Raw genomic sequence first — 14,151 nt, 5'->3', positions numbered from 1 at the left:
GTTGCCTTGGTGGGCCACCCACATGTACTTATCCGAGTGGATGGCCTTGCTGAGTTCCTTGAGTACCTGGATCCGGGTTTCATCAGCATTCATGATGTGGCCGACCCGCTGATGGTCTGCCATCAGGTTGATCAGGGACTGCAGTTGCAGGGACAACCGGATCAGCCAGTTGGCCATGGTCGTCCGGGTAATGGAGCCGCCATAGCGTGCCAGTATTTTTTCCTGCCGGAACAATGGCAGGGTGCGGCCGGCCAGGCATCGCAATATTTGGCAATGATGATTCAGGCCAGCATGCTAACGGTCACTGCGGGTTTGGGAATGATATCCAGCTCTTCCCGGACTCTGGTGAAGAAGGTCTCAAGGGCACCCTGCTTCTCTTCCGGGGGCAGCTCAATACGTTCCTGAAAAGCTGGGGTCAGAAAAGCTGGGGGCAGGTCTTTCATTGTGTAAAAATATATTGTTTATCACCATAAACGACACGTGTTATGCAAAATGATGACCCTGATTTTTGTCTTTCCCTGATCCCTGCCATCGTACCGGCGGACAGACGGCCTTCCCTGGCCGATGCAGTTTGCAGCCCGCTCCGGCACTCCAGCGCTCCGCAGACTGCAAACTGCACCCACCCTGGCGTCCCTGACCCTTTCTTCACGCGAGAAAAAAAAGACAAAAACGATTGAACACCTATAATTCCATTTTCGTATCTTATCGAGTTGTCAGTTTATGGATGCTCTCAGGAGTCGATTTTCTACCTTCCGGATAACCGCTCAACACGCCCCCTTATCGGGGCCGAGTGCTGCGCCTTCCTTTGCCAGTGCTGTCGATGACGACAGATCAAATCCAAACGGTGAGGCTCCGATACTGGCGGCCTGTCGCGGCAATAATCTTCCCTGGGTTCAAGAGTTGCTGGCGAACGATCCGGCTCTGGTGAACAGATCATTCCTGACGAAAGTTGCTAATCCTGCCTGGCAGGTGTATCCGCTCTTCATCGCTGCCCAATACGGGCATCTCGCCGTCGCGAAATGCCTGATCGGGGCTATCAGAGAGGCCGTAGGAACCCTGCCAGAGGCGGACAAGTCCATGGCCGCCAGGCGATTCCTGTCGGCCGCTTGCCGGGACGGAGCAACCGCCCTCTACATCGCTGCCCAGAACGGGCATCTCAACGTCGCAAAATGCCTGATCAAGGCGCTCAACGAGGCCGTGGGAAACCTGCCAGAGGCGGACAAGTCCACGGCGCTCAGGGTGTTCCTGTCGAGTGCTTGCGAAAACGGAGCGACCGCCTTCTTAATCGCTGCCCAGAACGGTCATCTTGACGTCGTAAAATACCTGAGCGAGGCGCTTAACGAGGCCGTGGTAACCCTGCCAGAGGCGGATAAGTCCACGGCCGTCAAGCGGTTCCTATCGGCCGCTTGCAAAGGCGGGACGACTGCCCTCTACATCGCTGCCCAGAACGGGCATCTCGGCGTGGTGAAATACCTGAGCGAGGCGCTTAACGAGGCCGTGGGAAACCTGCCGGAGGCGGACAAGTCCACGGCGGTCAGGAGGTTCCTGTCGGCCGCGTGTAAAGGCGGAGCGACTGCCCTCTACATCGCTGCCCAGAACGGGCATCTCGGCGTGGTGAAATACCTGATCGAGGCGCTCAACGAGGCCGTGAAAACCCTGCCGGAGGCGGACAAGTCCAGGGCGGTCAGGGCGTTCCTGTCGAGTGCTTGCCAGGACGGAGCGACTGCCCTCTACATCGCAGCCGAGAACGGGCATCTCGGCGTCGTGAAATACCTGGTCGGGGCGCTCAACGAGGCCGTGAAAACCCTGCCGGAGGCGGACAAGTCCAGGGCGGTCAGGGCGTTCCTGTCGGCCGCTTGCCAGGACGGAGCGACTGCCCTCTACATCGCTGCCCAGAACGGGCATCTCGGCGTCGTGAAATACCTGGTCGGGGCGCTCAACGAGGCCGTTGAAAGCCTGCCGGAGGCGGACAAGTCCACGGCGGTCAGGGCGTTCCTGTCGGCCGCTTGCAAGGATGGAGCGACCGCCCTCTTCATCGCTGCCCAGAACGGGTACGGCGCGGTTCTGAATTTTTTGCTTGAACAGGGCGCTGACCCGGAACAGAAATGGGCTCTTTGCTTTCTCGGGAAATACCGGGTCTTTAAATGGTGCTTCGCCAGGTCGCCTTTGAAGGCTGCAGGCAAGAGCGGCCATCTAGTTACGGAACGCCGCCTGGAATGCCTCCTTCAAGAAAAAAGGAGAGCCGTCAAACTGCCAAGGACAATAGCGGTGAATGAGACTGTCGCCTTAATGCCGGGCATTGAGGAAACCAGGCTGTGACTCTCTACCCGCAGTTTTAATCAAGAGAGTCTTGTTTACCTGCCGAATTTTGCTTCAGGTTTTATCTGTGGGAGCCGTCACCCATTGCGGTTCAAAAAATCCTGAACCGATTCACCCGACACTCATACCCATCAATCACGCCGCTCTCATAATACCCCGCCCAGTCATAGAAAAACGGTGTCCAGCTACCACTGGGCATCAAGTTCATCAGGCCAATACAGACAAATAGCACACAAGCGCTGATCCCATACTCCACAGGCTCCACGGTTCTGAAACGTCCGCCGAACAGGTGGAATCTCCGGTCAGAATAAGACGACAACGGCACACCAGACACCGTCATGGCATCGGTCAGAATATGCGTCACCCCACCCCAACAAACCGCTGTAAGAACCGTGCTAAGCCATTGTCCGGCAGAAGGAAAATCCCGGCCTGCCACGCCAGCGACCACACGCTCAGATAGTGGGCCACCGTCCGGTGCTTTACCGGCCTGCCAACAAACTTCAGCACCCACTGCATCCAGTCCCGCGCAGTGGTCCCGATAATGGTCGGCGGCACCAGTCGTACGTCATAAACGGCCGTGACCGACCCGGCAATCAGAACATGGTTCACCCACTTCATGGTGCGTCGTACACCGCCGGGTCCGGGCTCACGTGTATAACCACGGAAAACGGCACATGATCCGGGTCATACTCAAGCGGATCATCAATGCTGCCGGTTTCCTTGCCCATATACAGCACCGCAAGGCGGTCAATCTTCAGGCCCAGCGCTTGTGCCACTCTGGCAGTGCTTTTGCCGTTGTCCGTCGTTTCCAGGAACGCTTTGCAAAAGGCCTCGCTACCGTAGTCTGCCCGATGATCGATCAGCACCTTATTGGTGCCCGGGTTCGATATGCCGCATCGCTCAATGGTGCTTGGCAATTCCAATGGCCAGCCCTTTTTTTTAAACGCCCATTGGTACTGCCAGGCAATCACCGTGCTCATATAGATATCGTGCGGGTTAATGTTGCCTTCCTTCACGTTGTTCTTGAACTTCCAGTGTTTCTGGGTGAATTCATTGCAAAAGCGGTATTTCCAGGGGTGTCCGTTGGTGATCCCTTCCCCACAGGTGCGTGTCTGGCCGTAGTAATCCGTCGTTGTCGTTAAGGCATGCATTGTTTCCAGCTTGTCGGCCTGTTTGCTGAGTGAATCCTGCAATTTTTCCCGTATCTTGCGGTCTCTGCGGATGCCGGTATAGACGTTTTCCAGGGTTTGGTATTCCGTGATGGCCGTATCCTCAACAATCCAGTCCCACAAAGCCTTGTCCTCCCTGGGGGGGATCAGCGCCTCAAGCTGGCGCTCAAGTGCCTGCTGCAGTGCCAGGCGCTGGTGTTCATCCTGCTCTGCCAACCGCACAATCCGCCCGTCCGCCGTCATGCCAAGGGCGTTCAGTGGCTCATTGCCGGGGTTGTCCGCCAGGTAGCGCTCAATGGCCTGTGTCGTTGCTTCCGTCGCTGCTGTTGTGGGGTTCACTGGGGTTATCCTTTTCCGGGTGTGGGGCCAGTACCGGCAACGCCGCTACCTGTTTCAGCCAGGCATTGGGCCGTGACCGACCCGGCAATCAGAACATGGTTCACCCACTTCATGGTGCGCCGTACACCTTCGGGTCCGGACTGACATGAACTTGCACACTAAAATCTCCTGAGGCCTCATCGGGATCAATATCCCAATCAATCCGCTCAACTGGCCTGGTGTCAAAAAAAACATTCAGGCCACAAATCATTAGTCCCAGGTCTTGCGCCACTCTGACTGTGCTCTTGCCATTCACAGTCGTTTCCAGGAAGGCTTTCACGAAGGTGTCGGAATCAAACCTGTCTTTATGCTCAACCAGGCACTCCACGGTTTGTTCATTTGTGATCCCACATCGTTCTATGATGGTCGGCAGTTCCAATAGCCAGCTCTCATGGCGGGCAGTCTGTTCAAACTGGTGAACAATCAAGTTGCTCATGTAAAAGACATGTTTGGCAGCCTTGCCTGTTTTATAATTGCGTTTGAATTCCCAGTGCGTCCGGGTTAATTTATTCTCAAAATCGCAATCCCAATCGGTACCATCCTCAAGCACCCCGCTCCCCCTGGTCATGATATTGCCAAGACTGTCATATACCGTCCTGGTCTGTTTGTTTATGACGGCAAATTTATCGGCATAATCAGTCTTCAAAGTGGCCAGGCGGTCCCGGATCTGCCGGTCCCGCCAGATCCTCTTCTGGTAATCCCCCAGGGTTTGTACAGTGGCTAGCGTGTTCTTGATCATCCTGTACCTGTCCGTCAGGCTGACCTCCTGAGGCATCAAAGCCCCAAGCTGGTGCTCAAACACCTGGCGCAGTGTCGGCCGCTGACCCGCCTCCTGCTCTGCCAGGCGCACAATCCGCCCGTCCGCCGTCATGCCAAGGGCGTTCAGCGGCTCATTGTCGGGATTGTCCGCCAGGTAGCGCTCAATGGCCTGTGTCGCTGCGGCTGTGGGGTTCACTGGGAGTATCCTTTTCCGGGTGTGGTTTGGGGGCCAGTACCGGCAACGCCGCTACCTGTTTCAGCCAGGCATCGGGCCGTGTCCGACCCTGCGATCAGCCACTTCATGGAACGTCGTACACCGCCGGGTCCGGTCTGACATGGACTTGCACGCAAAACTTTTTATGCGCCTGCTCGATGTCAATCGGGTCCGCAATCCTGTCCACTGGCTGTCCCTCATAAGTAACAGTGATCGATCCAATAATCAGTCCAAGGTCCCGTGCAACTCTGTCCGTGCTCTTGCCGTTGTCCGTCGTTTCCAGGAAGGCCGTTCGAAAATCATCCGAAGAGTAATCGTCTTGATGTTGTTTCAGAGTCTCGATAGTTTTCTTATTCGTTATCGAATCCCGCTCAATGATCTCAGGCAGTTCCAGTAGCCACTCGGACGTGTCAAAACTCAGCTTGTACTGCCGGGCTATCACATTGCTCATATAGAAATCTTTGCGATTAACAGCCCCGGTCTTGGCGTTGTCTATGAATGTCCAGTGGCGTTGGGTGAACTCGTTGATAAAAATATATTCGGCGAGAGGCTCGCCCGGTTGGTTCTTGCCTTCAGTGTTCGCATACCCGGTGGGGGTGATGTGAGTTGAAGTCAGCTTATCGAGTTTAACCAATTCACTGGCATACTTCGTCTCCAACTCCAACAGCCGGTTTCGGATCTGCCGGTCCCGCCAGAGCTCCTCTATGTGCCCACCCAAGGTTTGTACATCAGTGCCTAGCGTTTTTTTGATCATCCGCTGCCTGCTCTTCCTGCCTATCTCCCGGGGCATCAAAGCCCTGAGCTGGCGTTCAAACCCCTTGCGCAGTGTCGGCCGCTGGCTCTCCTCCTGCTCTGCCAGGCGCACAATCCGCCCGTCCGCCGTCATGCCAAGGGCGTTCAGCGGCTCATTGTCGGGATTGTCCGCCAGGTAGCGCTCAATGGCCTGTGTCGCTGCGGCTGTGGGGTTCACTGGGAGTATCCTTTTCCGGGTGTGGTTTGGGGGCCAGTACCGGCAACGCCGCTACCTGTTTCAGCCAGACATTCAGCAATGGCCGTTTATCATCCGAACACTGCCCGATAATGCCTAACCGGGCCGTGGTAATGTCCGCCTCCGCCTGGATCAGCGTTTTGTGCGCGGCCAGCAGCTTTTCCATAAACGCGACCTGCTCATCCGTGCTAAGAAAAAGCTGGGGTCAGGTTGTTTTTCTCGGAATTGAACTGAGCAAAAAGAGTTTCCAGTTACATGGAGTTGATGCCAAAGGTCATGTGGCTCTCAAAAAGAAACTTAACCGCAAGGAACTCTTGCCCTTTATGGCTAACCTGCCTCAATGCGTTATCGGCATTGAAGCTTGCAAACTTTTGCTAACCATACCCGGCATTGGGTTACTCAGTGCTACAGCACTGTTTGCTGCGATTGGAGATATATCAGCATTTAAAAATGGCAGGGAAATGGCTGCCTGGCTGGGCTTGGTGCCAAAGCAGCAATCAACCGGTGGCGTGCCCACGTTGCTGGGGATCAGTAAACGGGGCGATACCTACCTGCGAACCCTGTTGATACACGATGGAAAACTTTTCCTTGCAAAGCGGGGCGGACCATATAAGACCCTGATTTTATCTCCCGGCCGTTGAACTCCATCATCATCCGGCCATTGTCAATATCAGTTCGTTAGACCAACCTTTACAGGAAAAAATATAACGCGGGAACTTTTACTTAACTGGATGAACTAATGGGATACTTGCTGAGCCAGTTTTCCGTAATTTGTCGTACGGTTGTCCTCCGGGGCTGCTTCTGATTACCGGGCTTTGTACGAAAGCTATTAATACATCTGATCAACCACATGGTACTTCGCCGGTCTTTGTGATCAAAACAGACAATTAGCATTAAGAGCAGCAGTATGGATCCACTCAACACCACATTAAGTCCACAGTTTCTTGATTTAACAATTTCATCACAATCAGACAAGCTGAGCCCGGGTACCCCGCACTGCAGCACTCAGACAACCAGAAAACAGATTCCTGTTATTTCCACAGACCATGTATCAGGCTATGTCACAAGAAGGGTTCCGGAAAAAACCATTGCCGACCGAGTGCATCTTCACCAGCTGACCAAGATTGATTACAAACAGACCTCTGAAAAAAACCGTCTTTTTGAACAACTCATTCCGTCGTTAATGTCAACAACAGGGATGTCGCAAACGTCTGTCCTGACCCATTTGTTACCAGCCCTTGAGTTCACCCCCTATTTAAGAAAAATGAACCGGGAGGAGATGTTCAAAGCCTCAGATCACCCGTCACATCTTCAGACCGGATTGTTACTGGAACTGATAAGCCGGATCAAACAGGGGTATAAACTACAGGAGCTGCATCGCCTGGCAGGTGAGCAACCCGCCTCAGCGCAGATAAAAATCAATGGTCAGCCACAGACCATAAGTATTGGCCTGCATCACTTTACCCGGGAGGATCTCGGTGATGAGACATTCCGCGAGCTGCATGATCGTCTAACCCCTTTCGGAAAAACCGCAGGTAAAGACCCGGGTGTTATTCTGGATCATGTGCAAAAAAGAAAAGCAGTAGCCATGGCTCACTGGCAGAGGGTACTGTTGAAGGTTCTGAAAATTCAGGACTCAGCCATCAGGCAGCACATTGCCCGGGCTCTCAACACAGAGCCCGGTTTGTCACCTGCCACCGGAAAAGAGTGCACGGCACTGACCGCCCTGATTCCAACGCTGAAATTAACCGTCCATCCCGGCTTTACCCTGCTGAAACCACTTTTTTGCTGGCTATCACAACACCATCTGAAAGGCAGCAAACTCAGCAGCCAGCAACTGACCTGGCTGCAAAGTATGGTTACCAGCAAGCTTTACACAAAATTACCAGACCTGAGAAGGACCGGGCTGGAGAAACTCTGCATCTATAAAGAGCCTCTGCTCAGTGGCCATGAAACGGACAACCCTTGTGTGCAGCGGCTAAAAAAGGGAATTGATAAGGCCATTAATGATGCCAGCCCACAACAACTGTCTGACGTCGTTGAGCTGTTTGCCACACTGCTCTGCGACCTCACCCCGTCAGTCAGTGCAGAAAACCGCCTGGGCATTATCTATACATTGCTTAAATTCAGAGACCAGTCCCTGCTGAAAAATCTACTGGCAACAGAGAGCGTTGGTCAGGATATTCTAATAAAAATGTACAAAACCCAACTGATCCTGACCTATTCCATTGACCAACATGTTACTGAAGCCGTAAAGAAGTCCAAAGAACAATCGGTTAATTGCCTGATTAAAACCCTCCAGCTGAGAATGGCGCAGTGCATCGTAATGATGGCATCAACGGATGGGTTATCAGTGCCTTTGGAGGCCGTGAATAAGGCCCAAACCCTTATTGACCATCATAATGAGGGGTTGCAGGCCGTACTGCCCACCAATGAACTTGAGCAGCAAGATACAGGTTATTACTTCGACTATGTTAGCGATCAGGAAAGGTCACAAGGCGCAACACCCGCCCATAATCCTGACCAGCAAGATTCAGATACCAGCCGCGACGATAATAGCTGCGACGATAGCTGCGACGACAATAGCTACGACGCTAATAGCGACCCGCAAGAGTTGCAAGCCGGATTGCGTCCCTATGAACCTGCCCGGCTAGATTCAGATAAGAGATACAACGACGATAGCGACCAGGAATGGTCCCAACCCGTAATACCCGCCTGTAATCCTTACCTGGAAGATTCAGATGATAGCGACCTGGAAAGGTCGCAAGCCGAATCCGATGATATTCCTTACCTGCCAGATTCAGATGATAGCTACAGCTACGATAGCGACCCGGAAAGGTCGCAAGCCGTAATACCCGGTCATAAGCCTTACCTGCCAGATTCAGATGATAGCTACGGCTACGATAGCGACCTGGGAGAGTTGCGAGCCGCGCTGCGCGCCTATAAACATGACTCGCAAGATTCAGACGGCAGCTACGACGACGATATCGACGTGGAAGGGTTTCAAGCCGTACAGCGCACCTGTGGACGTTACCGGCCCTATGCAAAAGACAGCGACGACGGTGAACGCTGGGTAAAACTGTCCGACATGGGGGACCGGGGCCGTATTTACGACGACAGAGAACCTTATGGCAACAACACCATTTCAGCAGAGAACTATCTTAGCGTTCCCGACTATCTGCTGACCAGTGACCATGCTGTCACACTTGATCCACATCATCTGCTTCTGCCCAGGGACAAACACTTTCGTATTCCTTCAGTAAGACTTGAAGACGATTCACGTCAGCGGAGGATTGAACGAATGGGGCGCGACGAACAAAAACTACGGGAGGATTTTCTGCTATCGACCCGATCAACCGACCTGACACAACCGGTTGACTGGCTAAAAATGGAGTTACCCATCACCTTCTTGTTTACCGGGAGCGCTCAGGATAAAAGTCAAATTTCCTATGTCTACCAGGTTTTCAACACCGAAGTGCTGCCGGTTATTCAGCAGGCGAGCAGAGAAAACGACAGCGCTGTTTTCCCGGGCAGTGACAATGTACAAACGTCACTGAAAAGGCCACTCACTATCCACTCCTCCACCGAGTCTGTCCCCCGAAAAGCGCGAAAAACAGAAGACTCTTCTGCCAGCATCACCGAACTCCCCGCTGCAGAACGGGAGACTATGGACGTTATCAGGGAACTGTTGGCAGTGGCAGAAACCACAGAGCCAGGCCTTAACCTCAAGGCCATCATCACCCATTTTCAGGGCCGGGCATCAAACCAGACATTATGCTCTCTGTTACAGCATATAGAATCCCTCCTCCCCGGGCTGCCTGACACTAACATGCGCAAACAGCTGCTGGAGCTGACGGCCTTTCAGTTATTTGCCGATTTACACCCAACAGACAACCCATTCAGGAGTTTCATCAAAACGCTGTATATCATTCAATCCAGAAGCCGTTCTCTCCGGTTCGCCAATGACTATTACGGTCGCTACGCTAACAGTGAATCCAATAAACTAAAGCTGCAAATGAGTGAGCTTTTCAAAAACGAGTGGTGCCAACCTGACGGTTTACTGGGGAACAGGATCCGGCAGTCGGTGAAAGCCGCTTTCTGGCAAAGTGATCGCAGTTGCAGCTATCAGCAAATAATGGATTCCGTCTTTGAATCCATCCGTCCATCGAAGCAGCCCTCTGATGACTACCCACACATAATTGACCAGATGATCAATAAAGTAGAAAGAAGAATGGAGCAACGGTGGGAATTAAGCAGCCTGAAGCAGCAGCAACAGATATTAACGGCCCATCACCAGCCTGCCTACCAGAAAGACCTTAGCCTGGCCATCAAAGACCTGATTAAAGTCGCTTCCGGACTTTGTCAGCAGTTTCTTCCTGAAGAGCGCGTTAGTAGAACAACACCGAAAGCCTGCGACGCTTCCGGTATTGATTCTGACATGGCAATGTCTGACCAGAACCCCCATGAGGATAGAGCCCAGCTGTCCAGATGCTACCTGTACGACCAACTCAAGGCACTTATCCCACTGATTGGCACCTGGCTCAATCAAATCAATGACGATGGTCTGATTACCGAGAAAGAGGCTACTAAAGCCGGAATAGATCGGCTGGAACAGTTTGCCAACAGCACGATCAGGGCCGATCGCCCCATTCAAAATGAGGACGAAACCCTACAGCAGATTATTGCGTTGTGTGATCAATTCCACCGGGTACAACAGGAACACAGCCAGTGGCAATCAACCCATGAGATAGCGTCCATCCATAACCAGTGGATTGAAACCAGAAATACGCTGAAACATCTCTCGAAAATACACCAGTTCACTCCCCCACAGGCGCTGCAGGAACAGATAAACGCGTTCATTTGTGGGCCTGAAAACCCTGAACTATCCCCGGAGGACCGGAAACTGCTGGACACTGTTTCTGCATTAAGAACCCGATACATTACATCAGGGCCAGTCAGCAGGGCTCTGTTTCATCGAGACATCTGTGAGTTCAGTCAACAGCCTGAGCTACTGGCCCAACGTATTGTCGAGGTGGGCCAGACATGGAGTGACAGTGCTCGGGCTCAGCTTAATAAATATCGATCATTACAGCACACACTGGACTTTCTGCAACACGAAGACCCCATGTACAGCACACCTGATCTTGAGCAACAAAAAGCTCTGTACCGGACCCGTGAAAGGCATGACCATAGCATGTCCAGCTTGCGGAGCGAGCAGGAAAGGTGTGAGTTACACCCGTTGCATGGGATTGATTACCAGCATAACCAAACTCTGCTATCAACATTGGAGTCGATGGCACAGGCTCATACTGCAAAACATTCCGGTATTGATACGGAGCCCCTGAGCAAACAACAACAACAGCAATTGCAGGAAGTCATTGAGTCAGCTCCTTTGGAGTCGGCATTACCTGCCGGTGCCAGTCTGTTCGACTTGATCGGTATGGGAGCAAACAGCCAGCCGCTGAAAACGGCCGCGAGCAACCGCTCCCGCAAATTTTTTAGCAGACACCAAAACTTCGGCTTCAACGTGTTTGAGACTATGGATATACTCAAGGAAAAGAATATCGGAAAGATTAACCGTCTAAGAAAACAGATTGAGAGAGAAAACACAATCCTGGTCGCAATGGGAAAGGTGTACAACAAAATGGTCAGGAAGTTACAAGAAGGTAAGGAAGAACTGTTTCATCTGTTAGAAAACCGAATGCATTGCGAGATAATGATTGAAGACCGGGCGTATTCCTACGCTGATGCACTTATTGCCTATGATAACAGAGATGATTATCACGGCTTGAGCTATGCCAGCAGTGCCCAGCACCAGGCAACTTCAACGCTGTATTCAAAGGGATTGCAAAACAAAAGAAACCATGAAAGATATCAAGAAGATATGCAATGGCTGGAGTTTGCAGGGAAATGTCAGTCTCGCCATATCGACCCGGAAATCCTTCCGGATGTCGTCGATTTAATGGAGCTGGAAAGTCTGGTATCCATTGATGATATAGAAAACAAAATGGCGGAATTACAACAACAAATTCAGGCAACGCGAAACACCATTGCTAAAAATTCAGCGCGGGTCAGGGCAGCGGTTGCACAACTGGAAGCCAGCCTGAAGCCAGAGCTTGAGGCTCAGAAAAAAACCACAAAAGCCGCCGAGCTGGCACTGTTCAGCAGAGCCTTTGAAAATGGACATCACTTGACAAAAGAGCGCGCTATGCAGCGGGTGTTGTGTCAATATCTCCGTGAAAACAAAGATACTGCCAGCGTTATTGAAGAAATTGTTGAGGACTGTAAAGCTCAGGAAAAGCACGTTCCCTGCAAATATACGGATATCATTGAGCCTCCCTGGCCAGGTATCGATGAGCGCCACTGCCAGTGGCGGTCAACGGACAACCTGCCGTTCCAGATTATTAATGTCTCGGGGGCATTCCCCTTACTGGAGTCACTGTATAAAAACGGCAGAATCTCATCATGGAAACTGCTTGGGCAGGATGATGACGGCAAGCCATCCAGCGCGCTGATTTTCGCAGCAGCAAAAGAGCGCAACAGGGCTTGCGAAACAATGATCAAATGCCTTGAAGAAACCCAGTACCTCGACCTGGGTTCCTTTAATCGGTTGCTGACAGCCAACCCTTCCGGTGATAACAGAAACCTTCTGCACCTGATAGCGCAACTGGCAAAGCCAGCCCTGCTTAAATCCCTGCTGCAACTGCTCAATAATGTCAGTAATAGGCAGGATCTCGATGCAGACTATCCTTCCGATTGCCTGCAAAACCGGATCGCCCTGGATCGGGAACACTTGTTAAAAACACTCTTGACCAAGGCCGATTATGAAGGGCTCTACCCCACCGACCTGTTGCTGTTCAATGTTGCTAAAAGAATCCGGGAATGGCCAGAAGATAATGTTCAGGCACTCGCCAGCTTTAGTAATGATTTTCTGATCAATGAGGCCAAAAGCCTATGGATAACCGTGTCGGAGTCTCTCAGTGTTGAGCAGTCCGGCAAGTCCATTGAATGCTTTATGAAAGGTATTGATAACCTCGAAGGACTATCTCTGGAAAAACGACAAGCCACTGAAATCTTCCTGAGAAAACTGATGCGTATATTCAGAGTGCACGGTCCTGCCGGGCTGCATGAACAACTGATGGCTCAGATTACCCGGGCAGACCATGCTATCGAGACATCTGACCAGCATGAACATTCAGTTCCAGCCCATCAAGGTGCAAATTCATGATACAGAACCCACTCAGTAAACAGTGCTGCTGGTACCGCCTCATGATCTTCGGCGCGCAAGTAGTCAACCAGCAGATCGTAGAGCGGGTTGCGGCATAAATTTTCCGCCTTGCCCCTGGCCAGGTCAGCTACTGTGACCCGCTGGGTGTACTCGGCAAGCGGTTTGGCATGGGAACAATGCAGGGTGTGTTCAAAACCATCGCCGTATTCCCATTGGTCATAGCACCCGGCGGGAACTACCGGCTGGATTGCCTGCATCAGATTCGCACCGTAGGAAGTAATATCTTTTGGTAATATCAGACAGTCGCCCAGTGCCAGGGCATGCACCTTTCTCTCGCTGTTGCCCGTCGCCAGACTCACGACCATGGCTGAGTCTTTTTCTCGAAAATACTGATGAAAAAAATAGGTGGCTGACAAGAGTGTGCATCCTGACCAGACATAATCAATAATCAGCACTTTTCGATTGCTGGCTAGCGACCCAAGAACCTTATCAAAATGATGAAAAAGAGCCTTCTGTTGTTCAGGAGTCATCTTTTGTTTAAATCCAACCCTGCCCTTTTTACAGGTTTCCAGAAACTGAAAATCGGAAAGCGGTATATTGCATGCCGCGTCTTTTCCTAACCGCCCCTGAAGCTCTGCAATGACCGTTGCCGGGCTTCGGCCTATCCCGATGTACAGAAATTCCTGTGGAGGAAAGACCGTGATCACTCTGTCTGACAATTGTTTCAGTTCGCGGATGAACAGAGACTTTATATTTTTGCTGTCCATGAGCGCTTTCAGAGGCCTGAATCTCTCGTCATCAACACTGAACAAGTGCTTTTCGGTGACAGCCTGTACCTTTATTTCCGGCAGAGCCGGAGGGGGCGGGCTGGCAAAACAGCCCAATGGTCCTGATGTTGTTGGCGTCACCTTAACCTGCATTTGTAGTCAGAAGAAAGTTTCGGCATAGATAATCCTGACAGATCAAAACCAGTTTCTGATCAATATACATTGGAGAACTCCAGTGATAAGTCCATCAAGTATACGCTACCGTCAACACCAGACATTTCTTTTAATCAGCAGATCTTCTTACCCACGTGTCAGCCTGAGACCAGTAA

At 51.9% G+C, this 14,151-nt stretch carries 10 protein-coding genes and 1 pseudogene; 3 read left to right on the top strand and 8 right to left on the bottom strand.

Annotation, left to right across the window (positions count from 1 at the left end; translation table 11 throughout):
* Positions 1-264: IS66 family transposase (locus ACO6UX_RS25065; RefSeq protein ID WP_422451119.1), on the bottom strand; the 264-nt coding region annotated here is incomplete at its 3' end.
* Positions 265-281: 17 nt separating this feature from the next.
* Positions 282-443 (bottom strand): hypothetical protein, encoded by a 162-nt coding sequence (locus tag ACO6UX_RS25060; RefSeq protein WP_422451118.1) that lies wholly within the window; start codon positions 441-443, stop codon positions 282-284.
* Positions 444-720: 277 nt separating this feature from the next.
* Between ACO6UX_RS25060 and ACO6UX_RS25055 the strand changes: the two genes are divergently transcribed.
* The gene (locus ACO6UX_RS25055) at positions 721-2,319 is read left to right on the top strand and encodes an ankyrin repeat domain-containing protein (protein ID WP_422451116.1); all 1,599 of its coding nucleotides are present in this window, start codon (positions 721-723) and stop codon (positions 2,317-2,319) included.
* Positions 2,320-2,410: 91 nt separating this feature from the next.
* Here ACO6UX_RS25055 and ACO6UX_RS25050 read toward each other — a convergent pair whose 3' ends face one another.
* From ACO6UX_RS25050 to ACO6UX_RS25030, 5 genes are all read right to left on the bottom strand, one after another.
* Positions 2,411-2,830, bottom strand: a complete 420-nt coding sequence (locus tag ACO6UX_RS25050; RefSeq protein ID WP_422451115.1) for a hypothetical protein — start codon at positions 2,828-2,830, stop codon at positions 2,411-2,413.
* A gap of 103 nt (positions 2,831-2,933) precedes the next feature.
* Entirely contained in the window at positions 2,934-3,827 is an 894-nt protein-coding gene (locus tag ACO6UX_RS25045) for a hypothetical protein (protein WP_422451114.1), read from the bottom strand.
* Positions 3,828-3,936: 109 nt separating this feature from the next.
* Positions 3,937-4,821 (bottom strand): hypothetical protein, encoded by an 885-nt coding sequence (locus ACO6UX_RS25040; RefSeq protein WP_422451112.1) that lies wholly within the window; start codon positions 4,819-4,821, stop codon positions 3,937-3,939.
* Positions 4,822-4,924: 103 nt separating this feature from the next.
* A complete protein-coding gene (locus ACO6UX_RS25035; RefSeq protein WP_422451110.1) occupies positions 4,925-5,809 on the bottom strand; it encodes a hypothetical protein in 885 nt (294 codons plus the stop codon).
* Positions 5,775-5,993 carry a hypothetical protein gene (locus tag ACO6UX_RS25030; RefSeq protein ID WP_422451108.1) on the bottom strand — a complete coding sequence of 73 codons (219 nt, stop codon included), beginning with the start codon at positions 5,991-5,993 and terminating at the stop codon, positions 5,775-5,777. The genes ACO6UX_RS25035 and ACO6UX_RS25030 overlap by 35 nt, the downstream gene beginning before the upstream one ends.
* 205 nt (positions 5,994-6,198) lie before the next feature.
* On the opposite strand from ACO6UX_RS25030, the pseudogene ACO6UX_RS25025 reads away from it, so the two are divergent.
* Positions 6,199-6,417 (top strand): annotated as a pseudogene (locus ACO6UX_RS25025) (transposase); the annotation flags it as partial.
* Between the two features lie 317 nt (positions 6,418-6,734).
* On the top strand, positions 6,735-13,055 hold the full coding sequence (locus ACO6UX_RS25020; protein ID WP_422451107.1) for a hypothetical protein: 6,321 nt from the start codon (positions 6,735-6,737) through the stop codon (positions 13,053-13,055).
* Here ACO6UX_RS25020 and ACO6UX_RS25015 read toward each other — a convergent pair.
* On the bottom strand, positions 13,037-13,822 hold the full coding sequence (locus tag ACO6UX_RS25015) for a hypothetical protein (protein WP_422451106.1): 786 nt from the start codon (positions 13,820-13,822) through the stop codon (positions 13,037-13,039). The genes ACO6UX_RS25020 and ACO6UX_RS25015 overlap by 19 nt on opposite strands.
* Between the last annotated feature and the right edge of the window lie 329 nt (positions 13,823-14,151).

Source organism: Endozoicomonas sp. ALB091, from assembly GCF_049310265.1.
Lineage (GTDB): Bacteria > Pseudomonadota > Gammaproteobacteria > Pseudomonadales > Endozoicomonadaceae > Endozoicomonas.
This window is presented reverse-complemented; position numbering and strand designations above follow the sequence as displayed.